This is a genomic window from Streptomyces sp. YIM 130001, from assembly GCF_003574445.1.
Classification (GTDB): domain Bacteria; phylum Actinomycetota; class Actinomycetes; order Streptomycetales; family Streptomycetaceae; genus Streptomyces.
The window spans coordinates 204,114-226,441 of record NZ_KZ984563.1 but is presented as its reverse complement, the minus strand read 5'-3'; the positions used below and the strand labels follow the sequence as shown (position 1 = coordinate 226,441).

Below are 22,328 nucleotides of genomic sequence, written 5' to 3'. Positions count from 1 at the left end.
CCGAGGGGGCGCGCACGGCGCCCGAAAAAGAATGATCAGTGAAGGAATGCCCCGGCGCCTTGTCCGTGTGCCCCGTCGCAGGTAGACCGATCCTTACGGAAGTGGGGAGCTGATCATGAGTGTCACGACGCGGTACCGCGAGGCCTGGGAGTCGTTCTGGAGCGAAGCACCCCGTGAGGAGGGTGCCGTCTTCTGGGACTCCGGCGCCGAGTTCACCTCGGAGCCCCATCTCGCCCTGTTCGAACCGCACGTGACCGCGCCAGGGCTGCCCCTGGTCGACCTCGGATGCGGGAACGGCACGCAGACCCGCTTCCTCGCGGGCCGGTTTCCGCGCGCCGTGGGCGTCGACCTGTCGGGTGCGGCCGTCGAGGCCGCCCGTGCGGTCGATGTCGCGGGCGTGGCCGACTACCGGCAACTGGACGCGGTGGAGCCCGTCGAGGTCCAGCAGCTGCACGCGGAGCTCGGCGACGTCAACGTCTATATGCGTGGCGTGCTGCACCAGTGCGAGCCCGCCGACCGGCGGCCGCTCGCCGAATCCATCGCGACCCTGCTCGGGGACCGCGGCCGTGCCTTCGTCACCGAACTGGCCGAGGCCGCAGGGCCGGTGCTGATGGGCCACGCCCGCGGGCCCGCAGGACCGCCGCCGAAGCTCGCGCCGGTGCTCGGTCACGGCATCGCTCCGGCCGACGTCAGCGACGAGGAGTTGCTCGCCTGCTTCCGGCAGGCCGGACTCGAGATCATCGCCGACGGCCGACTGACCCTCAGCACGACGGAATTCACCTCCGACGGCACCCGCATCGAACTGCCCTCGACCTGGCTGGTGGTGGGACGCGAGGGCTGAACGGCACACAGTCGGTCCGGGGCCCACTGCACGGGCCCGGCAGCATGAGGCGGCCCCGGCCGGCGGGACCGCCACCGTACGGAGAGAAGCGCGATGTCGTTGCCCGTCGGCGCCACGCCGTCAGCCACCCCGACGGCCCGGGAGGCACTGGCCCGGGCCCGCTCGAAGGAAGAGCCCGAGTCCCGATTCCCTTCCGGCGGACACCCGTTGTGGCCCGCCTCCGCGGAGGCGATCGGCGCGGCACCGCCTGACGGAGAGGCCGCCCCGGCATGGGGCCGGGTGCTGCGTCGCGCGCTCGCCGCCACCGGCGGACAGGAGAGGCGGCCCCTGCCGTCGGCCGGTGCCCGATACCCCGTCGGCGTTCAGCTCCTGGTCGGACCGGGCGGTGGGCTGCTCGCGCCGGGCCGATACGCCTACGATCCGCTCACCCACCGGGTCCGACGCCGCGGCCCTGCGCCGCAGGACGCACCCGAAGGCTGCCTCGCCGTTCTGACCGTCGCCGCGCGCCGCACCGTCTCGCACTACGCGCACCGGGCGTTCCCGCTGCTGCTCCTGGACGTGGGCCACGCACTCGCCGCGCTGACAGCCGGCGGCGCGGGTTCGTTCTGCACCGACGCCGACGGGGCACTGCTCTCCGCCGCTGCCGGTCTGCCGAACTCGGCCCAGTGGGAGGCCATTTGGGGCGGGAGCGAACCCCTGCACCCGCTCGCCGCCGTCGTCCTCGACCCGGTGGCCGACGCCCCGTCCTCGGCACTGAGGCGCTGGGCGGCGCAACCACTGGCGGACGCGCCACTGCCCGCGGACCCGCTGCCCGTCCCGTCCGTACTGCGCCGCACCTGGCAGGCCCTGGTCGCGGTGGCCGACGCGGGCGGGGCCGCGGCCACCTGGTCCGCGCCCGCCGGTCCCGTACCGGAGCGGGTGATCGGCGCCCGGCGCAGCGCGGAACCTCCCGTCGGCGGTACGCCCGCGCGTGCGGACCTGGCGCGGGTGCTGGTCCGGGCCGCCGCCGCGGCGCCGGAACTCGAGTGGTGCGTGGCGCTCGGCGGCGACGAGGTCGTGGGCCTTCGGCCGGGAGCGGAGGCAGCGGCCGACGGCGGCCCCGCGCTGCGCCCGCTCGCCCCGGGCGACGTACGCCCCCGGCTCGGGGAGTGGGCGGCGGGGCAGGGGTGGTTGGCCGGCACCGGAGCGGTACTCCTGGGCCTCGGCTCCCCGCCGGATGCGGACGCGGCCCGCATCCGGCGCGACCACCTCATGGCCGGATACGCCGTCGGTCTGGCTCAACTGACGGCCACCGAACTCGGCTCGGCCTCGCGTCCGCTCGGTTCCTGGCAGCCCTCCGCCGCCGGGGCCCGTCTCGGGGCGGCGCCGGACGCCGGGCCGATCGTGCACGGTCTGGCCCTGGGGAGCGACGGGTGACCCGATAGGCGCGGACTCGGGCCGCCGGAAGTGCGGCGGCTCGCGCGGTCCGACTGACGCGGGGGAACCGCTGCATGCTGCACGCACGTCACTTTCTACACGTGTGTAGAGTGCGATTTCCGTGCTGCGGATCACCCGCCACGGGATCCGAGGGTCAACAGGCCGCGTACGGCCGGGTGCTGAAGGGCGACAGGGTGGGGCAACGGGGCAGTGGTCGACAGGCGCGGCCCGCCGGGCGTGCACGACGGGGGCAGCGGACGCGGCGCGGCAGGATCATGCTGTGGACCGCAGGGGTCTTCTCGGTGCTGATACTCGCCGTGGCGGGTGTGGGTGCGTGGGTGTACCAGGACCTCGACGGCAGCATCGGAGCAGCCGACATCGACGGCAAGGTCGGCGGCGACCGGCCCGAGAAACTGAGCCCCGGTTCCAAGAACATCCTGGTCGTCGGCTCCGACAGCCGGGACGGCGACAACGGCAAGTACGGCAAGGGGCTGACGACGATGCAGTCGGACACCCTGATGGTCGTGCACATCGCGGCGGACCGGAAATGGGCGACCGTGGTGTCGTTCCCGCGCGACTCCTGGGTGGAGGTGCCCGCCTGCGACAAGGGCGACGGCACGCGGTCGGCGGCCCACCACTTCAAGATCAACGAGGCGTTCGCGATCGGTGGCGCAACCGGCGAGGTCGCGGGCGCCGCGGCCTGCACGATCCGGGCCGTGGAGCAGAACACCGGACTGCGCATCGACCACTTCACGTCCGTCGACTTCCAGGGCTTCAAAGGCATGGTGAACGCCCTCGGCGGCATCGAGGTCTGCCCGAAGCAGGCCATCCACGACAAGAAGGCCGACCTCGACCTGGAGGCGGGCTGCCAGACGGTCAAGGACGAGGCCGCACTCGGCTACGTACGCACGCGCTACAGCGTCGGGGACGGCTCGGACATCAGCCGGATCGAGCGCCAGCAGGAGTTCATGCGGGCCCTGGCCGACCGGGCCAAGCAGAAACTCACCAGCCCCGGCGATCTCTACGGCTTCCTGAAGGCCGCCACCGGCTCGATCACCACCGACCGCTCACTCGCCGGCGTCCGGCCCCTCGCCGGCCTTGCGACCGAACTCAAGGGCGTCCCGGAGGACCGGCTGACCTTCCTCACGGTGCCGAACTATCCGAGGGAACTCGACGTCCCCACCGACCGGGCCAACGTGGTCTGGCAGTACCCGCAGGCCGCGCAGCTGTTCACCTCCCTGGCCAAGGACAAGGAGGTCGACAAGAAGCGGGTGGCCGGCGACGCCGCGAACGGGCCCCACGCGCGCGACGTACGCGTCCAGGTACTCAACGGCACCGACCGAGGCGGCCTGGCGGGCAAGGCGGCCGAGGAGCTCAAGCAGGCGGGCTACACCGTCACCGGTACCGGCAATGCGCCGGACACCGAGGAGAAGACCCGCGTCACCTACCCGTCGGACCAGCGCGCGCAGGCGCAGGTGCTGCGCTCACGCCTGCCGGGCGCCAAGGCGGAGGCGTCGGACGAGGCGACGGCGGGAGCGGTGACACTCGTGGTCGGCGAGGACTTCACGTCACTGAGGTGACCGCGGTGCCCGCTCGGCCGAGCGTCGGTCGCAAGTGGCGACACCGCCCGGGTACTTTGGCTCGGGCGACCCCGCGGCATCCGAGTCCTCGGAGCGCGCACGCGTGCTCCGGAGCCCCACCGCACGACTCGCGAGCGTTTGCGATTCCTCTACAGTGCGTGTAGAAACTACGCCCCCGACGCCGCGCTCCACACGGGCCGGCACCGACGAAGGAGCCACGTTCCCGCAATGGGTGAGCCTCCCAGTTCCCTCTCCGCCACTCCGGGCCCGGGCCGCCGGCCCGCCGCCGTCCGCGATCAGGCCGGTGATCCGCGATGAGTGCCGTGTTCGGCCTGCTCGCCGTGCTCGTACTGACCGCCGGAACCGGTTACTTCGTGGCGCAGGAGTTCGCCTACGTCGCCGCCGACCGGCTCGCCCTCGCCCGGGATGCCGAAGCGGGTGACCATCGGGCGGCCCGCGCCCTGAAGATCCTCGAGCGCCTGTCCTTCATGCTCTCCGGAGCCCAGCTCGGCATCACCGTCACCGGACTCGTCGTCGGCTTCCTCGCCGAGCCCTCGGTGTCGGCCCTGCTCACCCCCGCCCTCGAGGGAACCGGGCTGTCCACCGGAGCGGTCTCCGCGATCTCCGTCGTCACCGGCTTCGTCGTGGCGACCGTGCTGCAGATGGTGGTCGGCGAGCTCGCCCCGAAGAACCTCGCCCTGGCGGTACCGGAACGTCTGGCGAAGTCTCTGGCCGGCTCCACACTCACGTACCTCAAGATCGTCGGGCCCGTCGTCCACATCTTCGACAGTGCCGCGAACCGACTGCTCCGCAAGGTCGGCATCGAACCCGTCGAGGAGCTCCATCACGGCGCGACGCTCGAGGAACTCGGCCACCTCATCGACGAATCCCACGAGGGCGGCCACCTGCCCGGGCACACCGCCCAACTCCTCGACCACGCACTCGAGTTCTCGGAGCGCACCCTCGACGAGGTGCGCGTCCCCCGCTCCGACTCCGTGTTCATCCGCAACGTCGCCACCGCCGACGAAGCCGTACGGCTCATCGCACGGCACGGGCACTCCGCCTATCCGGTCCTCGGCGACCACCCCGACGACGTGATCGGCGTCGTCGGCGTGCGGGAGCTGACCCGGCTGCCCGCGGACCGGTTCGAGGACACCACCGTCGAGCGGATCGCCCGGCGGCCCCTCCTGCTGCCGCACACCCTCCCGCTGCCGGGCGCGGTCGCCCAGATGCGGGAGCGCGACGACGAGTTCGCCGTGGTGCTCGACGAACACGGCGGAGTCGCCGGGATCGTCACCTACGAGGACATCGCCGAGGAACTCGTCGGCGACATCGCCGACGAGAGCGATCGGGTCGTCACCGTCGCCGTCCCCGACGGCACCGGCTGGCTCGTCGAGGCGGGGCGCCGGCTCGACGAGGTCGCCGAGGCCACCGGCATCGCGCTGCCCGGCGACGACGACTACGGGACCGTGGCCGGGCTCGTCGTCGACCGGCTGGGCCGCTTCCCGGCCGTCGCCGACCGGCTCGCCGTGCCGCTGCCGGACGGCACCGAAGCCGTCATCGACGTACTCCGCCTCGACCGGCACGTGCCCGAACGGGTCCGCATCGAGCAGCTGCCGGCCACCGCCCGCACCGAGGCCGGAGAGGAGGCCGGCGCATGAGCTTCCCCCTGGCACTCTTCGTGACCCTGCTGCTCCTGATCGGCAGCGGATTCTTCGTGGCCGCCGAGTTCGCCCTGGTCGCGGCCAAACGGCACCGCATGGAACAGGCCGTCGCACAGGGCAAGCGCGGCGCACGCGCGGCGCTCGCGGGCATGAAGGAACTGTCCCTGATGCTGGCCGGCGCCCAACTGGGCATCACCGTCTGCACCTTGGGCCTCGGTTCGGTCTCCAAGCCGGCCATCTCCCACGAGCTGGACCCGCTGCTCGCCCGGCTCGGCCTGCCCGCCGGCGTCAGCTACGGCATCGCCTTCGCCGTCGCGATGGTCGTCGTGGTGTTCCTGCACATGGTCGTCGGCGAGATGGCGCCCAAGTCGTGGGCCATCGCGCATCCCGAGCGGTCCGCGATGCTGCTCACACCGCCCTTCCGTGCTCTGGTACGGCTCGTACGGCCGCTCATCCAGGTACTCAACCGCATCAGCAACGCCCTGGTACGGCTGTGCCGTGTCACCCCGCGCGACGAACTGACCTCCGTGCACGACCGGGAGCAACTCACCCACCTCGTCGAGGAGTCGGAACGGCTCGGACTGATCAGCAAGGCCGACTCGGGGCTCATCACCAGCTCGCTCACCCAGCCGGGGACGCCGGTGGGGGAGCTGCTCATCCCGATGGACCGGGTCGTCCGCGTACCTGCGGCGGCGGACCTGGCCGGGATCCTGCAGGTGGCCGCTGACGGCGACCGCACCCGGCTGCTGGTGATGGACGGCGACGCGGTCATCGGGTCCGTGCACGCCCGGGACGCGCTGGTGGCGCGCGCCAAGGGCCGGGACTCGGACGCCCGGCACCTGGCGCGGCCCGTACCGGTGCTGTCACCGGGCGACACGCTCGCCCAGGGCGTGGACGAACTGCGCCGTCGCCGGGCCACCCTCGCCGTGGTCCACGACGGCACCGGCGCGCTGGTGGGGCTGGTCAGCCTGGACGACCTCCTGGGGCGCCTGATCGAGCCGCCTGCGGCGTGAGGCCAACAGGGGCGGGCGCCGTTCGTGCACCCGCCCCCGCGTCACCCGTACCGACCCCTGCCGTCACGCGTGCCCCCTGGACCCGCACGTCTTGGGCCCGCGCACGGCCCGCGCCGCGAGCGGCGGTGGGGCCGTGCACCCGGTCACCAGCAGGAGCGACGGCCAGTCTCCCGACCGCCTCCGCCGAGGCGTCCGAGGCCCGGGGCGGACCTCTCCAGAGCCGCCGTCGGCGACACCCCCGCCACCCCGTGCCGCGCGTCCCCGAAGAGCTGCCCGGGCAGGCGAGGGAGGCAGCGGCACTCCGAGCACGGCGGCCTCCGCACCCGCCGAATGCCGCGCCGGATTCCGGTCGTTCGCCGCCGCGCCGGACGCCGTCAACCGGCCGATCACGGCCACCACCGGCCGTTCGCCGCCGCGCGGCGGCGAACGGACCGGTCGTAGCTCCTCCCCTCTCGCCGAAGGAGCCGGGGGCCACCGCCGCGCATGACCACCGGGTGGCCGATCCGTGCTGCCGCGGCCACCGGCCCGAGTACCCGGCGCCTCACACCTGGATGCACCACCCGGCTTACGCCGGGCGGGGTTGCACCGCGCCCTGTCGGCGCCGCTGTGGGCGCCGGGCCCGTGCGCGTGTCCCGACACACCGAGGGGCAGTCGGACACCCCCCCGTTCCCAGAGGTCGCGGCACCGTCAGAGGTATGGACCTATGGGAACGGCGGAGGCTCTGGCCTGTGCCTTCACCGGCGCGTACCGTGACGCGGATGAAGATCCTCATCAGCGCCGACATGGAGGGCGCCTCGGGCGTGACCTGGCCGGCCGACGTGCTGCCCGGAACGCCGCAGTGGGAGCGCTGCCGCGCCTTGTTCACCTCGGATGTGAACGCTGCCGTGCAGGGCTTCTTCGACGGCGGCGCCGACGAGGTCCTCATCAACGAAGCGCACTGGACGATGCGCAATCTGCTCCTCGAACAGCTCGACGAGCGCGCCGAGATGCTCACCGGACGGCACAAGTCGCTCAGCATGGTCGAGGGTGTACAGCACGGCGATGTCGACGGCATCGCGTTCGTCGGCTATCACACCGGTGCGGGGATGGAAGGTGTACTCGCCCACACCTACCTCGCCAACCAGATCACCGGAGTCTGGGTCGACGACAAGCGCGCCAGCGAGGGCCTGCTCAATTCTCTGGTCGTCGCCGAGTACGGCGTCCCGGTCGTCCTCGTCACCGGCGACGATCTGACTTGCGAGGACGCCCTCGGCTATGCGCCGGAGGCGCGCAAGGTCGCGGTCAAGGACCACGTGTCGCGGTACGCGGCCGTCTGCAGGACCCCCGCCCGTACCGCCCGAGACATCCGGGCCGCCGCCAAGGACGCGGTCTCCAGTGCCGGCCGCCTCGACCCGGCCGCTCCCGAACCGCGCACCGTGGCCCTCGAGTTCGACGCCGAGCACCTGGCCATGGCGGCCACCGTGGTGCCCGGAGTGGCCCGCACCGGGGAGCGGAAGGTGGCCTACACCAGCGCCACCATGTACGAGGGAATCAGGACGTTCAAGGCGGTCACCACGGTCGTCTCGGCTGCGGTGGAGGAGCAGTATGGCTGACGGTGAGGCATTCGACGAGGTCGTACGGTTCACCTCGGAGCTGATCCGTATCGACACCACCAACCGGGGCGGCGGCGACTGCCGCGAGCGCCCGGCCGCCGAGTACGTCGCCGAGCAGCTGGCCGGTGCGCGGCTCACGCCCGAACTCCTCGAACGCACGCCGGGCCGCACCAATGTCGTCGCCCGTCTCGAAGGCACCGACCCGTCAGCCGAGGCCATGCTCGTCCACGGCCACCTGGACGTGGTCCCGGCCGAGCCGTCCGACTGGCAGTTCGACCCGTTCTCCGGTGAGGTCGTCGACGGCGTCGTACAAGGGCGCGGCGCCATCGACATGAAGAACATGGACGCGATGATCCTCGCGGTCGTACGTGAGTGGGCCCGCACCGGCGTCCGTCCGCGCCGCGATCTGGTGATCGCGTTCACCGCGGACGAGGAGGCCAGCGCCGACGACGGCTCCGGGTTCCTCGCCGACCAGCACCGGGACCTGTTCGAGGGCTGCACCGAAGGCATCAGCGAGTCCGGCGCCTTCACCTTCCACGCGGCGCCCGGGATGCAGCTCTACCCGATCGCGGCGGGGGAGCGGGGCACCGGCTGGCTCAAGCTGACCGCACGCGGCCGGGCCGGACACGGCTCGAAGGTGAACCGGGCCAACGCGGTCACCCACCTCGCACACGCCATCGCCCGTATCGGCGAACACGAGTGGCCGGTCCGCCTCACCCCGACCGTGCGCGCCGCACTCGCCGAACTGGCCGTACTGCACGGCGTGGAGACCGATGTGCACGCCCCGGACTTCGACGCCGACGAACTCATCGGCAAACTCGGCCGGGCAGCGGAACTGGTCCAGCCGGTGATCCGCGGCAGCGCCAACCCGACGATGCTGCAGGCCGGTTACAAGATCAACGTGATCCCCGGGGAGGCCGCCGCCTACGTCGACGGTCGCTTCCTGCCCGGCGGTGAGGACGAGTTCCGCGAGACCCTCGACCGCCTCACCGGGCCCGATGTCGACTGGGAGTTCTACCACCACGAGGTCGCCCTCCAGGCACCGGTCGACTCCCCGACGTACGCCAGAATGCGGGCGGCCGTCGAGGAGTTCGCACCCGAGGGCCACGTCGTGCCCTACTCCATGTCGGGCGGGACGGATGCCAAGCAGTTCTCCCGGCTCGGCATCACCGGATACGGCTTCTCCCCGCTCAAGCTGCCGGAGGGCTTCGACTACCAGGCCCTCTTCCACGGCGTGGACGAACGAGTCCCGGTGGACGCCCTGCACTTCGGGGTGCAGGTGCTCGACCGCTTTCTGCGAACGGCATAGGAGGACCCTGGGACCATGGTGCGTACCGAGTCGTACGGAGCCTGGCCGTCACCCGTGGACGCGGCGCTCGCCGCCTCGCACGACGGGCGGCCCGAATACACCGGATTCGTCGGGGACGAGGTGTGGTGGACCGCGCCGCGGCCCGCGGAGGGCGGCAGACGCGCTCTCGTACGCCGGCGCGCCGACGGCACCGAGGAGTCCGTGCTCCCGCCCCCGTGGAACGTCCGCAGCCGAGTCATCGAGTACGGCGGCCTGCCCTGGGCCGGCGCCGGCCGCGCGGACGACGGCCCGCTGATCGTCTTCGTCCATTTCCCCGACCAGCGGCTCTACGTCTACGAACCGGACGTGCCCGGCGCCGCACCGCGGCCGCTCACCCCGCTCTCGGACACCGGTGGCGGACTGCGCTGGGTCGATCCGCAGCTCCTCGCCGACCGGGGTGAAGTGTGGTGCGTGCTCGAGGAGTTCACCGGCGAAGGCCCCACCGACGTACGTCGGGTCATCGCCGCCGTACCCCTGGACGGCTCCGCCGCCGACGACCGCACCGCGGTGCGCGAACTGTCCGACGGACACCACCGCTTCGTCACCGGCCCCCGGCTCCGGCCGGACGGCGGACGTGTCGCCTTCATCGCCTGGGACCATCCGCGAATGCCGTGGGACGGCACCGAGCTGATCCTCGCCGACGTCACTCCCGAGGGCACCTTCGGTGAGCAGTGGACCGTTGCGGGCGGTCCCACGGAGTCCATCGCCCAGGCCGAATGGACCACGGACGGCGCCCTGCTCTACGCCTCGGACCGGACCGGCTGGTGGAACCTCTACCGGTCAGGCCCGGACCGCGGCACCGAACCGCTGTGCGTGCGCGACGAGGAGTTCGCCGGGCCGCTGTGGAAGATCGGCCAGCGCTGGTTCGCCCCGCTCGACGACGGCCTCGTCGCCGTCGTGCACGGCATCGGGTCCACCGCACTCGGCGTCCTCGACCCGGAGTCCGGCGAACTCGTCGACACCGCGGGCCCGTGGACCCAATGGGCATCGGAACTCGCCGTCCACGGAACCCGGGTGGCCTCCGTGGCCGCCAGCCCGCGCAGCGCGTTCGAGGTGGTCGAACTCGACACCGCCGCCGGCCACGCCCGGGTGATCGGTGCCGAGCACGACGACCCCGTCGACCCGGCCTACTATCCGGAACCGCAGATCAGGACGTTCGAGGGCCCGGACGGGCGTGAGATCCACGCCCACGTCTACCCGCCGCACCATCCCGATCACCGGGCGCCCGACGGTGAACTGCCTCCCTTCGTGGTGTGGGCGCACGGCGGACCCACCGGCCATGCACCGCTCGTACTCGACCTGGAGATCGCCTACTTCACCTCGCGCGGCATCGGCGTCGCCGAGGTCAACTACGGCGGTTCGACGGGCTACGGCCGTGCCTACCGGGAGCGGCTGCGCGAGCAGTGGGGCGTCGTCGACGTGGAGGACTGCGCCGCGGTCGCCCGCGCGCTCGCCGACGAGGGCACGGCCGACCGTGACCGGCTGGCGATCCGCGGAGGCAGTGCGGGCGGCTGGACCGCGGCCGCCTCCCTGACCACGACGGATCTGTACGCCTGTGGCACCGTCATCTACCCGATCCTCGATCTGACGGGCTGGGCCACCGGCGAGACGCACGACTTCGAGTCCCAGTACCTGCATTCGCTGATCGGCCCGATCGAGGCGGTGCCGGGCCGCTACCGGGACCGCTCGCCGGTCGAGCACGCGGACCGGATCACCGCCCCGTTCCTGCTCCTGCAGGGACTCGACGACGTGATCTGTCCCCCCGCCCAGTGCGAACGGCTCCTGGCCGACATGGCGGGGCGGAACGTCCCGCACGCCTACATCGCCTTCGAGGGCGAGGGGCACGGTTTCCGCCGTGCCGACACCATGGTCCGCGCCCTGGAGGCCGAACTGTCCCTGTATGCCCAGGTGTTCGGCCTTCGGCCGGCCGGCGTACCGACGCTGGAGCTCAGCAAGTGATACCGGCGTCCGCGGTCCTGCCCGACGGGGCACTGTCCCGGGCCGGGCGACTCGCTCCCGGCGCCCGGGTCGCCGTGGTCGCACCGAGTGGACCGGTGCCCGAGGAGCGGCTGCGGGCGGGACTCGACATCCTGCGCGGCTGGGGGCTCGAAGTCACGGTCGCTCCCCATGTCCTCACCACCCACCGGGAGTTCGGCTATCTGGCGGGCAGCGACAGCGACCGCGCGCAGGACCTCCAGGACGCCTGGTGCGACCCGTCGGTCGACGCCGTGTTCTGCGCCCGCGGAGGGTACGGCGTACAACGCATGGTGGACCTGGTCGACTGGGCGGCGATGCGGGCCGCGGGCCCGAAGGTCTTCGTCGGCTTCAGCGACATCACCGCCCTGCACGAGGCGTTCGCCGTGCGGGCCGGACTGGCCACACTGCACGGGCCGATGGTGGCAGGCCTCGATTTCATCGGTACGCGGGCGACCCAGGAGCATCTGCGGGCCACCCTCTTCGAACCGGAGACGGTGCAGACCCATGCGGCCGGACGGGCCCTGACTCCGGGGCGCGCCGAGGGAGTTGTGCTCGGCGGCTGCCTCTCACTCCTCGCCAGTGACCTCGGCACCCCGCACGCCCGGCCGTCCGCTCGGGGCGGTCTGCTCTGTATCGAGGACGTGGGTGAGGAGGACTACCGCCTCGACCGGTGCCTCACCCAACTCCTGCGCTCCGGCTGGCTCGAGGGCGTGCGTGGTGTCCTGCTGGGCTCGTGGGTGGACTGCGGACCTCCCGGCGAGGTCAGGGCCGTACTCGCGGACCGGCTGGTGGGGCTGGGGGTGCCGGTGGCCGAGGAATTCGGGTTCGGACACTCCGAGGGTGCTCGTACGATCCCGTTCGGTCTGCCGGCCACCCTCGGCACGGAGGCGGACTGTGCGTCCCTGACGTACGAGGTGCCGGCCCTGAGGTGACCTCGGCCCGGGTAATCAACTCCCTTGCTCGTAAAGCGCGTTCACGACGGTGCGAGCACGAGTCGGCCGGGTCAGGACGTCCGTGTTGTCCACGAACTGGTCGACGGTCCCGGTCGGTGGCAGTGCCCGCAGCGCCGGATCCTCGATGCGGGCGGTGAGTGCGGACGCGAAGCGTTCGGCGTGCAGCACCCGGTAGGGACGGCTGTGGTACGGGCGGGTGGACGGGTCGACCGGGTCGGTGAGTTCGAGCCGATTGTGTGCGGTGGCGACGGTCTCGAAGGCGCGCGCCAGGTGTCGCTCACGGCGTTCCCGGTCGGTGGCCGCCACGGTCGCCACGAGGTGCGAGGTCAGGGCGGTGGCGATCCGGGTCCGGGCAAAGGCGCTGCCCAACCACTTGCTGTACGGCGGATAATGACGCTCCATCAGGAGGCAGAGGCGCATCAGATCACGCACCAGCCGCGCGGCGACCACCGCGGCTCCCAGTTCGTCGCCCACCTCACCGCAGCGCCCGACGAAGGCCTCCTCCTGCGAGACGCGCTGCCACTGGCAGGCGAGCACGTACAGCCACAGGTCCCGCGGATACCAGGCGAGGGCGGTGCGGGCCGCGGTCGGAGTCCCGAGGCCGTCGTGGAAGACGGTGCCCGAAGTGGCCTCGGCCAGGCGCTGGTCGGGCGTCGCCAGCCAGTCCGCGTTGGTGATGCCGCGCGTGGGATCGAAGCCGAGCCGGCCGGTGAACCAGGCGGCCGGTTCGCTGATCTCGATGCGGTGGCGCACCGGCCCGTCCGTCTCCCGCATCACGCCGATCCCGGCGTCGTCCGTGGACGCGAAGTGGGTCGGGTATCCGCGGAACCTCTTCGGTAGCTGGTCGGCCAGCAAGGCGTCGATCCGCGCGCCGTACTGCTCGAGGTCGGCCGCGGAGAGGAACAACTGCAGACGCGGCCCCCATTCGTGGTCGGCGGAGCGCGGTGTGTCGTGGCCGAGCACCTCGGAGCCGTCGCCCAGCCGTGCGGCGCAGTGCGGGATGCCGGGTGCCGCCGCTGCTACCAGCGGGCGTACGGCCTCGAGGTAGAAGAGCCGGGAGAGTTCGAGGCCGGGGACGAAGGGGGGTGTGGGTGCGGGCATGGGGGACAGGGTGCTGCATGAGGGCACGGCCGGCGACGCAATTTCCGCCCGGCGCGCGGGCGGGTGGCGTGGAGCGGCGTGACGGGCCCTGGTGTCAGTCCGCCGCGCGCTGTTGCCGTCGGTAGTGCACCTTCTGGGCGGCGAAGGCGAACGCGGCGATCGCTGTGACGGCCGCCGAAAGCCACTGCGACGTCAGCAGATTGAGCACGCAGCCGAGAAGCATCAGGGCGCAGAGCGCTGTGGTGCCCTGCCGCCAGACCGGTGACGCCCTGATGTCGCGCCCGTCCCGCACGCGTGCCACCGCGGAAGCCGCGACCACCACGACGAAGCAGGCCAGGCCCAGGGTGATCGCCGCGCCCGCGAGCAGCCATTGCCGCGTGCCGAGCAAGAATCCCGCCGCCGGCGAGGTGACCACCAAGGAGCAGATGACCAGCACCCTGCCTCGGCGACTGTCCCAGGGCCTGGCGATCCCACCGAGCGTCGTCATCCGGTCCACACCGCGCCCCCTCCGTCACCGTCGCGGTGAACTCTCCCGCCCGCGGCCGTTGTTACCGCAACCTCGGCTCAACCTACGTCGCTGACCTCCCCTCGACAAACATCGCACACAACCGTTGACCGCTGCACGAGACGTGCCACAACATGGGCGCGGCTCCAGACTTACCAGTCGGTAAGAAATCCTCGGTGTGGAGGTTTCCGCGTGTCTCGTGCTCCGTCCCCCGCTCGCAGCGGCGTTACGCCGCGTGTCCTGCCGCATGCCCGCAAACCCTTGGGTGCGGCTCTCGGCGCCGCACTCGTGGCGCCTCTGATCGCTGCCGCGCCGGCCGCGGCAGCCGACCCCGGCGCAGGTGAATTCACTGTCATCGCGCTGGAGTTCACCGTCGAGGCGGGCGACAGGACCTGCACCGTCGAGGCCGACCTCTACCGCCCGGCCGGCGTCGACCGCGACCATCCGGCGCCCGCCGTGCTCACCACCAACGGGTTCGGCGGCAGCAAGGCGGACGGTTCCACCGACGCCTCGGCGAAGGCCTTCGCCGAGCGCGGCTATGTCGCCCTCGCCTACTCGGGCCTCGGCTTCGGCAAGACCGGCTGCCCCATCTCGCTGGACGCCCCGGACATCGACGGACAGGCCGCATCGCAGCTCGTCGACTTCCTCGCCGGCACCCGGGCCGCCGACGACGGCGCCGAGATCGACTACGTGACCAAGGACGGGAAGAGCGACCCCCGCGTCGGGATGATCGGCGGTTCGTACGGCGGAGCCATCCAACTGGCCACCGCCGCCCGGGACCACCGCGTGGACGCCCTCGTCCCGATGATCACCTGGAACGACCTGGCGTACGCCCTCGACCCGAACAACGCCGCCCAGCACTCCGGTGTCTCCTCCGACACCCCGGGCGCGTACAAGAAGCAGTGGACAGGCGGCTTCTTCCTCATGGGTGAGGCGCAGGGGCTCCTCAATCCGAGCCTCGATCCGTCCCGCCTCGGCGGTGCGGGCTGTCTGCACTTCGTCGCAGGGGCCTGCGAGACCAAACGGCTCCTCGACAGCGGCCGCTACCCCGCCGACCGCACCCGGGAGATGCTCGACTACGCCCGCAGCGCCTCGCCCGTCTCGTACCTGGACCGGGTCCAGGCGCCCACGCTCGTCGTCCAGGGGCAGGCCGACACGCTCTTCAACCTCAACGAGGCCGAGGCCACGTACCGGACCCTCAAGGAGCAGGGCACCCCGGTCGGGATGATCTGGCAGTCCTGGGGCCACAGCGGCGGCCTCAAGGATCCCGCCTCCGGTGAACTCAACCTGGAGGAGGGGAACTTGGAGACCTCGTACACCGGCCGCCGGATCCTCGGCTGGTTCGAGAAGTACCTGCGCGGCGACGAGGACGCCGACACCGGGCCCGGGTTCGCGTACTACCGCGACTGGCAGCCCGCCGACTCCGCCTACGCCACCGCCGACGACGTGCCCGCCCGCAACCGCAGCCTCTACCTGTCCGGCGACGGGAAGCTGGTCGAGGACCGCAGCAAGGTGGCGCGCGGAGCCCGCGAGTACCGCAACCGGCTGCTACCCAGCAGCCATTCGGAGAGCTCGCTCGCCGGCCTGATCGGACTGTCCGACCCGGAGCCCTACGACGCCAAGGGCACTCACCTCGACTGGACCAGCGAGCCGCTCACCGAGGACACCGACGTGGTCGGTGCGCCCGAGGCCACACTTCAGGTGGTCTCGCCGAAGACGGAACGCGTGCAGAACTCCGGCGACGCGGCCGACAAGCTGGTCCTCTTCGCGAAGCTCTACGACGTGGCACCGGACGGCAGGAAGACACTGGTCCACCGCCTCGTGGCGCCGGCTCGCGTGCCCGACGTGACCAAGCCGTTCACGGTGAAGCTGCCGGGCATCGTGCACCGGTACGCGAAGGGCCACCGACTGCAGCTCGTGGCCGCCGCGAGCGACGACGCCTACTACGGCAACAAGGGCATCAAGCCCGTCACGGTCACCAGCAAACCCTCGGACACGGGAGTCCTGCGGCTCCCGGTGGTGAAGTAGCGGTACCCGACCGGGTGGGCGCGATCACGACGCGCGCTCACCCGGCACCGCCCGTGCGCGGTGGTCCGCACCCTCACCCGAACGGTCCAGACCCCCGGCCCCCTGCCTCTCGGCCGGCCCCCGTCCGCCGTGCGGGATGACCGACCGCTGCCCATCCTGGTGCGAGGGATCGACCGCATCCAGAGGAAGGGTCACCGCCATGAGTCCGAAGACCTCCACCAGGAGCCGGGCCGGAGACGGCGGCCGCACGGCGGGCCTGTTCACCCCCGCCCGTATCGGCATGGCCGTACTCGCCGTGCTCGGACTCGTCTTCATCTTCGAGAACACCCGGCACACCAAGATCCGTCTGATCATTCCCGAAGTCACCATGCCGCTGTGGAGCGCGCTCCTCATCACCGCCGTCATCGGCGCACTCTGCGGGGCGTACTTCATGCGACGACGCGGCTGAACCGGATGCGCGTCGGGGCCGGCCGGCGGCGTTGCGGGTCCCCCGGGGCCCGGGCACGGTGGACGGAGCCCCGTAGGCCCGGCACGACGCGGAGACGAGGGGCGACCGCACCACCGCCTGCACCGCGAGGAGTACGTCATGAAGGCCGTTCAGTACCGGACCGTCGGCGGGACACCCGAGGTCGTGGACGTGCCGGTCCCGGAGCCCGGACCCGGACAGATCCTCCTCAAGGTCACGGCCGCGGGCGTCTGCCACTCGGACATCGCGGTGATGAGCTGGACCGCCGACCAACTGACCTTCCCGCTGCCGCTCACCCTCGGCCACGAGGGTGCAGGCACCGTCGAGGCCGTCGGGCCCGGAGTGCAGGGCATCAGCGAAGGCGGCTCGTACGCGGTCTACGGCCCCTGGGGCTGCGGCGCCTGCCCGACCTGTGCGGAGGGCAAGGAGAACTACTGCCGTCGGGCCGAGGAACTCGGCATCCTGCCGCCCGGGCTCGGCGCCCCCGGAGCGATGGCCGAGTACATGGTCGTCGACGACGCACGGCACCTCGTGCCGCTCGACGGGCTCGACGCCGTGCAGTCCGTGCCCCTCACGGACGCCGGGCTCACCCCGTACCACGCGGTCAAGGGCGCGCTGCCCAAACTGGTGCCCGGCAGTACGGCCGTCGTCATCGGCACCGGCGGGCTCGGGCACGTCGCCATCCAACTCCTCCGGGCCCTCACCCCGGCCCGCGTCGTCGCCCTGGACGTCACCGAGGAGAAGCTGGCCCTGGCGACGCAGGTGGGTGCGCACGAGACGCTGCTCTCCGACGAGGGCGCACCGGACGAGATCCGCCGGATCACCGGCGGACGCGGCGCTGAGGCGGTGTTCGACTTCGTGGGGGCCTCGCCGACCGTGTCCATCGCGACAGCCTCAGCCGCGGTGGAGAGCGACGTCACCATCGTGGGGATCGGCGGAGGCGCGGCCCTGGTGGGCTTCGGGGTGACCCCGTACGACGCCGCGGTGCGCGCACCGTATTGGGGCAGCCGTTCCGAGCTCTTCGAGGTGCTCGACCTGGCACGGTCCGGCGCGATCGACGTCCACGTGGAGACGTACGGGATCGACGAGGCGCCGCGCGTCTACGAGCGGCTGCACGAGGGCAAGATCAACGGCCGTGCGGTGATCCTGCCGCACGGCTGACCGGGCCCGGCCGGATCGTCACGGACCACGACGGTCCGGCGAGATCCGAACGCTCAGGCCACGCCCTTGCGGTCGGCGTACTCGAACACCGAACCGTCCGGGTGGAGCGCGATGAGGGTGCGTCCCGCCGGCGAGACCACCGGACCGGCGACCACGTGTGCCCCCGACGCGCTGAGGACGGCCTGTGCCTCCTCGACGTCCGCCACCGCGATCGTCGCCGCCACCTTGCGCAGCACGTCGATCTCCGCGGGCGGACCACTCATCAGCAGAAAGCAGCCGACAGCGGCGACGGACACGCCGCCGCGTTCGGAGCGATGTGCCTGGGCGCCCGCAAGGCGTTCGTAGAACGCGACCGAAGCGTCCAGGTCATCGACGCAGATGCGCAGTGTGGTTCCCAGAATCTCCATGGCGGCGAGCCTAGTTGGAGCGGCCGGGACGCGTGATCGTTTCGGGGGAGTGAGTGAGCCCCGGGGCAGATTGGTCGGGTGCCCGGTCGAGTGGTTGAGTGGGCGGTATGTGCGCGGGCGCGTGTCGTGGCGCTGACCTCGGTCGTCGGACCATGCGGCGCTCTGCGCCGGATCGAGGAAGGAAGTTTCGCTTTGCCCACCAAGACACTCCAGATCCCCACCCCTGACGGCCGGGCCGACGCCTTCGCCGCCTTCCCCGACGGTGGCGGTCAGCACCCCGGAGTACTGCTGTACGCGGACGCCTTCGGACTGCGGCCCGTCCTGCACGACATGGCCCGCGAACTGGCCGGGCACGGCTACTACGTGCTCGTCCCCAATCTCTACTACCGGCACGGCCCCGCACCGGCCGTCGAACTGCCCGACCACATCGGCGATGACATCAGGTCCGAGCTCTTCGGCCGTCTCATGCCGCTCATCCAGGAGCACACCGCCGAGCGGGTTCTGCGCGACGCCGACGCCTACCTCGACTTCCTCACGGCGCAGCCCGAGGTCAGCGCCGGCCCCGTCGGCGTGACGGGCTACTGCATGGGCGCCGCCCTGGCGATGCGCACCGCGACAGCCCACCCGGACCGGGTGGCCGCCCTCGCCGGGTTCCACCCCGGCTTCCTCGTCACCGACGCACCCGACAGCCCGCACCGCCTCGTGCCGCAGCTCACCGCCCGGGTGCACATCGGACTCGCCGAGAACGACCTGACGCCCGAGGCCCTCGCCGAACTGGACCAGGCTCTCGAATCGGCGGGTGTCCCGTACAGCACCGAGACCTATCCGGGCGCCGCTCACGGCTTCACGATGGCCGACACCGACGCCTTCGACCCTGATGCCCTGCAACGTCACTGGGACCGGCTGCTGCCCGTCCTGAAGAGCGCACTCACCAAGGGTTGAGACTCGATCGCACCCGGTCGCGATTCGATGCATCTCCGGGCGCCACGCGGGGAACGCACTGGGGGCAGGGACGGTCGGACCGGCCGCCCCTGCACCGTCGGCGGCCCGGTGGCGAGGAGCGGACATGGGCGACGAGCTGCGCTATCTGTATGCGGTGTGCAGGCCCTTCGAAGCGCCTCTGCAGGCCGAGTTGAGGGGTGTCTCCGGCGCGCCGGTGCGGACTCTGCGGCACGGCGAACTGGTGGCTGTGGTCAGCGCGGTGCCCCGACGCGCCTTCGCCGCGACGGAGTTGCGTACCGGACACGACTTCGCGGGTACGCCGCAGGTGTCCGCCGGAGCGGGCACGCCGACGTTCGCAGCGCATTCGGCCCGGGGTCCGATCCGTTCCCCGCAGCGCGAGAATCCGACCCTGCCGTCACGGCACCTGCCCGCCGACCCAGGGGCCAGGGACGCGCTGGCACGCGCGCACCACTCGGTGATCGACGCGCTGACCACGGTGACCAGTCCTGTACCGCTGCCCGTCGGCACGGTGTTGCCCGACGACAGCGGCGTGCGCGCCCTGCTGGAGGCCGACGGTGAACGCCTGCGGCACGCACTGGACCGGCTCGACGGCCGGGTGGAGTGGGAAGTGACCGCTCAACTCACCGCACCTTCGGGCGAGTTGACGGTCGAGCCGAGTGACGAGGGCGAACGCGCCGAGATTGCCCGGGCTTTCGGCGAGCGACTGCACGCCCTGCTCGCCCGGCACGCGGACGCCACCCACACCCGCTCCGTCGAACCGTCCACCGGACCCCGGGTGCGCGTACTCGACGCCAGCTACCTCGTGCCGCGCCGGCTGAGCGAGGCCTTCGTGGAACTCGTCGACCGCACGGGCGACCAACAGCCCCATGTACGTGTCGACTTGGCGGGCCCTCGCGCGGGTTACTCCTTCACGGGTGACCCGGCGGCGGCCGGGTCCTGACTCCGCTCGGCGGGCGTCCCTCATCGGTGGCCGGCTGGTGTCCCCGTGAGGCGGACGGGCAGTTCGGTGAGGCCACGCAGCAGCGTGCTGGTCCGCCAGGTGAGCGTGGCGGGGTCGGTAGCCGCTTCGAGGTCGGGGTGGCGGGTCAGGAGGCGGTGCACGGCGACCGTGGCCTCGGCGCGGGCGAGGGGCGCGCCGAGGCAGTGGTGGGCGCCGTGGCCGAAGCCGAGGTGGCCCGGGCGCCTGGTGAGGTCGAACTCGTCCGGCCTGGAGTGGCGTCGCGGGTCGCGGGACGCGGCGGCGAGCGAGACGAGTACCGAGTCGCCGGCCGGTATGCGGGTGCCCGCGAGGGTGAGCGGCTCGGCGGCGAAGCGGAACGCCGTTGAATGCACGGGGGAGTTGTAGCGCAGCGACTCCTCGACTGCGGCGGCCGTGAGAGCGGGGTCGGCGCGCAGCCGGGCGAGCTCCGCGGGGTGGGTGAGCAAGCTGTGCAGCGTCGCGGAGATCAGGTTGACCGTGGTCTCGTGTCCGGCGACGAGGAGCAGGAAGACCATGCCGAGGAGTTCTTCGGTGGCGAGGTGTTCCTCCGTGTCGAGGCCGTCGGCGGCAGGGGAGTCGGCCCCGGCGGCGGCCAGTCGGCTCAGGAGGGTGTCGTCCTCGGGGCGGGCGGCGCTCTCGGCGACGAGTTCGGCCAGCCGACGGGTCAAACGGTCCGTGGCGACGGAGGCGGCCTCCGGGGAGGTGGGCATGACGAGCTCGTTGGACCAGGTGTGGACGAGCGCGTGGTCGGTCGCGGGTACGCCGAGCAGCTCGCAGATCACGGTGACGGGCAGCGGCAGCGCGTACCGGCTGACGAGGTCGGCCGGGCCGGTCCGCGGGAGTGCGTCGAGGAGGTCGTCGGTGATCGCCTCGATGCGCGGGCGCAGTGCGCCGATCCGCCCGGGGGTGAAGTGCGCGGCGACGAGTCGGCGGAGCCGGGTGTGCTGCGGAGGGTCACTCTGCAGCATGTTGCGCCCGATGGCATGACCGCCGTCGGTGTCCCAGGACGCCGAGTGCCGGATGTCGTTGCGAAGCCGCGGGTCCGTGAGGGCGCTGCGCGCCGCGTCGTGTGCGACGACGAGCCAGCAGTCGCCGCTGCCCGGGATGTGGACGCGGTGCACCGGGCCTTCGGCCTGGAGCTTCGCGTAGAGGGGGTACGGGTCTGTGGCCAAGTCGACCCCTGCGGGGGCGAGTTCGTGCAGGGTCGGTGCGTCGGGCACGGGCATGGGTGGACCTCCGGAAGGCGGGCTGTGGCGGTTTGTGGGTCGGGGGTGCAGGCGGCAGGCCTGGGGCCTGCACCCCCGGGCGGGAGGATCTGCCGACTCAGATCCGCAGGACGTCCCGCAGCCCGGGCACGGCAGCCGTGGCTTGGCGGTGTCCCGTGCGGGCGGCCTCGGACTGGCGGCGGTAATCGGTCAGGTTCCGGCCCATGGCCCGGCGCGAGTCCTTGTCCGGGGTGATCAGGCCGACCGCGGTTCCGGAGGCGCGGAGCGCGGCGGCCTCCCGGTGAACGTCCGGGTGCGGGCCAGGGGCGGCCGGGATCGGCGCCACCACCAGGGCGTCGCGGTGGCCGCGGGCGAGCCCGAGGTGAGCGGTCGAGCGGGTGCCGCCGTCCTGCCAGCGCCGGCTGTCCGCGGCGACCGGAGGCCACACGAGGGGCACGGCGCAACTGGCGGCGACCGCGGTGACGATCGGGACCCCGCTCTCGGAGTCGAAGGCCCGCACCTTCCCGGTCAGTGCGTCGACCGCCGTCAGACGCAGCCGGCCCGACGGCCATTCCCGTACGTCTCGCAGGAAACGGCCCACGGTGTCGAGGACTTCGGCCTCCGTCACGGTGTCCGCGCGCAGCGCCGCGCGACCGAGGCGTCGCGCCGAGCGCTCCGAATCCCGGGTGGCCAGCGCGGCGAACAGGAAGCGGAGGGTCTGGCCCGCCGTGACGTTCAGGTCGATCCGGTCCGTGCCGTCGAGCTGCCGGGCGTACAGCTGCGCGGGGGGTTCGCCGGCGCGCAGGCGGGTGCCGAAGAGAGCGCCGGCCGAGGTGCCGATGACGGTGTCCGAGTCCGCGGGGTCGAGGCCCGCTTCCGTGAGTCCGGCGAGCACGCCGGCCATCCAGGCCGCCCCCGTCGGACCCCCGCCACCGAGCACCAGCGCGGTCCCGGAGCTGTCGTCGCTCGACGGTGATCGGCTCTCCGCGGCCGTCTCGTTCGCCCCGGGGCGCAACGCGTCGCCCCCGCCGCTCCACTTCCCGTGGCTCATCCGCCCGCCCTCCGAAATAAATGGGGAGTGCTCCCCGTTTTCAGGACGATAGCATCCGACCGGGGAGTGCTCCCCGGT

Annotated in this window: 19 protein-coding genes; 14 read left to right on the top strand and 5 right to left on the bottom strand. The window is 72.2% G+C overall.

Annotation, left to right across the window (positions count from 1 at the left end):
* Nucleotides 1-115 precede the first annotated feature (115 nt).
* The 9 genes from DSC45_RS26680 (at nucleotide 116) to DSC45_RS26640 (ending at nucleotide 12,363) form a co-directional block, all read left to right on the top strand.
* The gene (locus DSC45_RS26680) at nucleotides 116-841 is read left to right on the top strand and encodes a class I SAM-dependent methyltransferase (protein WP_119294490.1); all 726 of its coding nucleotides are present in this window, start codon (nucleotides 116-118) and stop codon (nucleotides 839-841) included.
* A 93-nt stretch (nucleotides 842-934) separates the two neighbouring features.
* The gene (locus DSC45_RS26675; RefSeq protein WP_119294489.1) at nucleotides 935-2,257 is read left to right on the top strand and encodes a nitroreductase family protein; all 1,323 of its coding nucleotides are present in this window, start codon (nucleotides 935-937) and stop codon (nucleotides 2,255-2,257) included.
* 275 nt (nucleotides 2,258-2,532) lie between these two features.
* Nucleotides 2,533-3,837: an LCP family protein gene (locus tag DSC45_RS26670; RefSeq protein ID WP_119294488.1), complete on the top strand. Its 1,305-nt coding sequence runs from the start codon at nucleotides 2,533-2,535 to the stop codon at nucleotides 3,835-3,837.
* A gap of 314 nt (nucleotides 3,838-4,151) precedes the next feature.
* Complete coding sequence (locus DSC45_RS26665; RefSeq protein WP_119294487.1) at nucleotides 4,152-5,498, top strand: hemolysin family protein; 1,347 nt, start codon at nucleotides 4,152-4,154, stop codon at nucleotides 5,496-5,498.
* A complete protein-coding gene (locus tag DSC45_RS26660) occupies nucleotides 5,495-6,514 on the top strand; it encodes a hemolysin family protein (RefSeq protein WP_119294486.1) in 1,020 nt (339 codons plus the stop codon). The genes DSC45_RS26665 and DSC45_RS26660 overlap by 4 nt, the downstream gene beginning before the upstream one ends.
* A 758-nt stretch (nucleotides 6,515-7,272) precedes the next feature.
* A complete protein-coding gene (locus DSC45_RS26655) occupies nucleotides 7,273-8,106 on the top strand; it encodes a M55 family metallopeptidase (protein WP_119294485.1) in 834 nt (277 codons plus the stop codon).
* Nucleotides 8,099-9,415, top strand: a complete 1,317-nt coding sequence (locus DSC45_RS26650; protein ID WP_119294484.1) for a M20/M25/M40 family metallo-hydrolase — start codon at nucleotides 8,099-8,101, stop codon at nucleotides 9,413-9,415. The genes DSC45_RS26655 and DSC45_RS26650 overlap by 8 nt, the downstream gene beginning before the upstream one ends.
* Nucleotides 9,416-9,430: 15 nt before the next feature.
* A complete protein-coding gene (locus tag DSC45_RS26645; protein ID WP_119294483.1) occupies nucleotides 9,431-11,413 on the top strand; it encodes a S9 family peptidase in 1,983 nt (660 codons plus the stop codon).
* On the top strand, nucleotides 11,410-12,363 hold the full coding sequence (locus DSC45_RS26640; RefSeq protein ID WP_346426680.1) for a S66 peptidase family protein: 954 nt from the start codon (nucleotides 11,410-11,412) through the stop codon (nucleotides 12,361-12,363). Before DSC45_RS26645 ends, DSC45_RS26640 begins: the two co-directional genes overlap by 4 nt.
* Before the next feature lie 15 nt (nucleotides 12,364-12,378).
* Here DSC45_RS26640 and DSC45_RS26635 read toward each other — a convergent pair whose 3' ends face one another.
* Nucleotides 12,379-13,485, bottom strand: coding sequence for a DUF4037 domain-containing protein (locus DSC45_RS26635; protein ID WP_119294482.1), 1,107 nt, complete (start codon nucleotides 13,483-13,485; stop codon nucleotides 12,379-12,381).
* Between the two features lie 94 nt (nucleotides 13,486-13,579).
* Nucleotides 13,580-13,972: a hypothetical protein gene (locus DSC45_RS26630; protein ID WP_162929355.1), complete on the bottom strand. Its 393-nt coding sequence runs from the start codon at nucleotides 13,970-13,972 to the stop codon at nucleotides 13,580-13,582.
* A 258-nt stretch (nucleotides 13,973-14,230) separates the two neighbouring features.
* On the opposite strand from DSC45_RS26630, the gene DSC45_RS26625 reads away from it, so the two are divergent.
* The 3 genes from DSC45_RS26625 to DSC45_RS26615 all read left to right on the top strand — a co-directional run bounded on the left by DSC45_RS26625 (nucleotide 14,231) and on the right by DSC45_RS26615 (nucleotide 17,645).
* Nucleotides 14,231-16,018 carry a CocE/NonD family hydrolase gene (locus DSC45_RS26625; protein WP_119294523.1) on the top strand — a complete coding sequence of 596 codons (1,788 nt, stop codon included), beginning with the start codon at nucleotides 14,231-14,233 and terminating at the stop codon, nucleotides 16,016-16,018.
* 199 nt (nucleotides 16,019-16,217) lie between these two features.
* On the top strand, nucleotides 16,218-16,466 hold the full coding sequence (locus tag DSC45_RS26620; RefSeq protein ID WP_119294480.1) for a LapA family protein: 249 nt from the start codon (nucleotides 16,218-16,220) through the stop codon (nucleotides 16,464-16,466).
* Between the two features lie 138 nt (nucleotides 16,467-16,604).
* A complete protein-coding gene (locus DSC45_RS26615) occupies nucleotides 16,605-17,645 on the top strand; it encodes an NAD(P)-dependent alcohol dehydrogenase (RefSeq protein ID WP_119294479.1) in 1,041 nt (346 codons plus the stop codon).
* A 53-nt stretch (nucleotides 17,646-17,698) separates the two neighbouring features.
* Here DSC45_RS26615 and DSC45_RS26610 read toward each other — a convergent pair whose 3' ends face one another.
* On the bottom strand, nucleotides 17,699-18,052 hold the full coding sequence (locus DSC45_RS26610) for a VOC family protein (RefSeq protein ID WP_119294478.1): 354 nt from the start codon (nucleotides 18,050-18,052) through the stop codon (nucleotides 17,699-17,701).
* Between the two features lie 192 nt (nucleotides 18,053-18,244).
* Between DSC45_RS26610 and DSC45_RS26605 the strand changes: the two genes are divergently transcribed.
* Together DSC45_RS26605 and DSC45_RS26600 are read left to right on the top strand one after the other, a co-directional pair.
* Complete coding sequence (locus DSC45_RS26605) at nucleotides 18,245-18,994, top strand: dienelactone hydrolase family protein (protein ID WP_119294477.1); 750 nt, start codon at nucleotides 18,245-18,247, stop codon at nucleotides 18,992-18,994.
* Between the two features lie 124 nt (nucleotides 18,995-19,118).
* On the top strand, nucleotides 19,119-19,955 hold the full coding sequence (locus DSC45_RS26600) for a GvpL/GvpF family gas vesicle protein (RefSeq protein WP_119294476.1): 837 nt from the start codon (nucleotides 19,119-19,121) through the stop codon (nucleotides 19,953-19,955).
* A 20-nt stretch (nucleotides 19,956-19,975) separates the two neighbouring features.
* On the opposite strand, the gene DSC45_RS26595 is transcribed toward DSC45_RS26600, so the two are convergent.
* Both DSC45_RS26595 and DSC45_RS26590 read right to left on the bottom strand, forming a co-directional pair.
* A complete protein-coding gene (locus DSC45_RS26595; protein WP_119294475.1) occupies nucleotides 19,976-21,220 on the bottom strand; it encodes a cytochrome P450 family protein in 1,245 nt (414 codons plus the stop codon).
* A 97-nt stretch (nucleotides 21,221-21,317) separates the two neighbouring features.
* A complete protein-coding gene (locus tag DSC45_RS26590) occupies nucleotides 21,318-22,250 on the bottom strand; it encodes a patatin-like phospholipase family protein (protein ID WP_119294474.1) in 933 nt (310 codons plus the stop codon).
* Nucleotides 22,251-22,328 lie beyond the last annotated feature (78 nt).

Excerpts from the sequence above, each read along its gene's own strand:
- DSC45_RS26655 (WP_119294485.1), top strand. The coding sequence starts at position 7,273 with ATGAAGATCCTCATCAGCGCCGACATGGAGGGCGCCTCGGGCGTGACC.
- DSC45_RS26645 (WP_119294483.1), top strand. The coding sequence starts at position 9,431 with ATGGTGCGTACCGAGTCGTACGGAGCCTGGCCGTCACCCGTGGACGCG.
- DSC45_RS26590 (WP_119294474.1), bottom strand. The coding sequence starts at position 22,250 with ATGAGCCACGGGAAGTGGAGCGGCGGGGGCGACGCGTTGCGCCCCGGG.
- DSC45_RS26610 (WP_119294478.1), bottom strand. The coding sequence starts at position 18,052 with ATGGAGATTCTGGGAACCACACTGCGCATCTGCGTCGATGACCTGGAC.
- DSC45_RS26665 (WP_119294487.1), top strand. The coding sequence starts at position 4,152 with ATGAGTGCCGTGTTCGGCCTGCTCGCCGTGCTCGTACTGACCGCCGGA.
- DSC45_RS26650 (WP_119294484.1), top strand. The coding sequence starts at position 8,099 with ATGGCTGACGGTGAGGCATTCGACGAGGTCGTACGGTTCACCTCGGAG.
- DSC45_RS26675 (WP_119294489.1), top strand. The coding sequence starts at position 935 with ATGTCGTTGCCCGTCGGCGCCACGCCGTCAGCCACCCCGACGGCCCGG.
- DSC45_RS26600 (WP_119294476.1), top strand. The coding sequence starts at position 19,119 with ATGGGCGACGAGCTGCGCTATCTGTATGCGGTGTGCAGGCCCTTCGAA.
- DSC45_RS26595 (WP_119294475.1), bottom strand. The coding sequence starts at position 21,220 with ATGCCCGTGCCCGACGCACCGACCCTGCACGAACTCGCCCCCGCAGGG.
- DSC45_RS26660 (WP_119294486.1), top strand. The coding sequence starts at position 5,495 with ATGAGCTTCCCCCTGGCACTCTTCGTGACCCTGCTGCTCCTGATCGGC.
- DSC45_RS26635 (WP_119294482.1), bottom strand. The coding sequence starts at position 13,485 with ATGCCCGCACCCACACCCCCCTTCGTCCCCGGCCTCGAACTCTCCCGG.
- DSC45_RS26680 (WP_119294490.1), top strand. The coding sequence starts at position 116 with ATGAGTGTCACGACGCGGTACCGCGAGGCCTGGGAGTCGTTCTGGAGC.
- DSC45_RS26620 (WP_119294480.1), top strand. The coding sequence starts at position 16,218 with ATGAGTCCGAAGACCTCCACCAGGAGCCGGGCCGGAGACGGCGGCCGC.
- DSC45_RS26670 (WP_119294488.1), top strand. The coding sequence starts at position 2,533 with ATGCTGTGGACCGCAGGGGTCTTCTCGGTGCTGATACTCGCCGTGGCG.
- DSC45_RS26630 (WP_162929355.1), bottom strand. The coding sequence starts at position 13,972 with ATGACGACGCTCGGTGGGATCGCCAGGCCCTGGGACAGTCGCCGAGGC.
- DSC45_RS26615 (WP_119294479.1), top strand. The coding sequence starts at position 16,605 with ATGAAGGCCGTTCAGTACCGGACCGTCGGCGGGACACCCGAGGTCGTG.